We start from the raw sequence: 1,296 nt of genomic DNA on the forward strand, positions 1-1,296 counted from the left end.
GCTAGATGCCGGGCATCATGGCGAACGACGCCCCTCCCCTGCCCATCCTCCTGATCCCCGATCCCCGCCTGCGTGCCCGGACCCGCCCGGTCGGGCCGGCCGACGCCGGCAAGGTCCGTGACCTGTCCGACCGCATGCTCGATGCCATGTACAAGGCGCCGGGCATCGGCCTGGCGGCGCCGCAGGTTGGCGAGAGCCTGCGCCTGATCGTCGTGGACCTGCAGCCCGACGACACGCGCCAGCCCTATGTGATGGTGAATCCCGAGATCGTGGAGGCCAGCCGCGAGGTGGCACTGCGGGAGGAAGGCTGCCTGTCCATCCCGAACCAGTATGCCGAGGTGGAGCGCCCGGCAGTGGTGAAGGTCCGCTGGCAGGACCTGGAAGGGGCGCGGCGGGAGATCACCGCCGAGGGGCTGATGGCCGCCTGCCTGCAGCACGAGATCGACCACCTGAACGGCGTGCTCTTCATCGACCACCTCTCCCCCTTGAAGCGCAACATGCTGCTGCGGCGCTTCAACAAGGATCAGAAGAACAGGCAGCGCGAGGACTGAGCCCCATGGCCCCGCCGATGCGCCTCGCCTTCATGGGCAGCCCGGATTTCGCCGTGCCGGCCCTGCGCGCCCTGGTCGCGGCGGGCCATGAGGTGGCGGCGGTCTATGCCCAGCCGCCCCGCCCCGCCGGGCGCGGGCAGCGGGAGACCCCCTGCCCCGTCCACCGCGCGGCGCTGGAACTCGGCCTGCCGGTGCGGAACCCCGCCCGCCTGCGGCGCGACACGGCGGAGCACGAGGCCTTCCGCGCGCTGGACCTCGATGCCGCCGTGGTCGCGGCCTATGGGCTGATCCTGCCGAAGCCGATCCTGGAGGCCCCGCGGCGCGGCTGCCTGAACATCCATGCCTCGCTGCTGCCGCGCTGGCGGGGCGCGGCGCCGATCCATGCCGCCGTGCTGGCGGGTGATGCGGAGACCGGCATCACCATCATGCAGATGGACGAAGGGCTGGACACCGGCGCCATGCTGCTGCGCGAGGCCACGCCGATCGGCCCGCGCGATACCACCGCCGTGCTGCACGACCGGCTGGCGGAGATCGGGGCCCGGCTGGTGCTGCGGGCGCTGGCGGAGAACCCCGTCCCGGTGCCGCAGCCGGCAGAGGGCATGACCTATGCCCCGAAGCTGGCCAAGGCCGATTCGCGGCTCGACTGGCGCGAGGATGCGGCGGCGCTGGACCGGCGGGTGCGGGCCATGACGCCCTGGCCCGGCACGCAGTTCGAGGCCGGGGGCGATGCGATCCGCGTGCTGGC

General features: G+C 72.8%; 2 protein-coding genes. Both read left to right on the forward strand.

The annotated features are described in order from the left end of the window. The first annotated feature begins 17 nt into the window (after window positions 1-17). Window positions 18-551 carry a peptide deformylase gene (gene def / locus ROTAS13_RS24565; protein WP_226946104.1) on the forward strand — a complete coding sequence of 178 codons (534 nt, stop codon included), beginning with the start codon at window positions 18-20 and terminating at the stop codon, window positions 549-551. A 17-nt stretch (window positions 552-568) separates the two neighbouring features. Continuing rightward, window positions 569-1,296: methionyl-tRNA formyltransferase (gene fmt, locus ROTAS13_RS24570; RefSeq protein WP_075823671.1), on the forward strand; the 728-nt coding region annotated here is incomplete at its 3' end.

Source organism: Roseomonas sp. TAS13, assembly GCF_001950415.1.
In the GTDB taxonomy this organism is placed as follows: Bacteria; Pseudomonadota; Alphaproteobacteria; order Acetobacterales; family Acetobacteraceae; genus Roseomonas; species Roseomonas mucosa.

What these genes read in the sequence shown, in the direction of transcription:
- def (WP_226946104.1), top strand. Translation starts at nt 18, where the DNA reads ATGGCGAACGACGCCCCTCCCCTGCCCATCCTCCTGATCCCCGATCCC.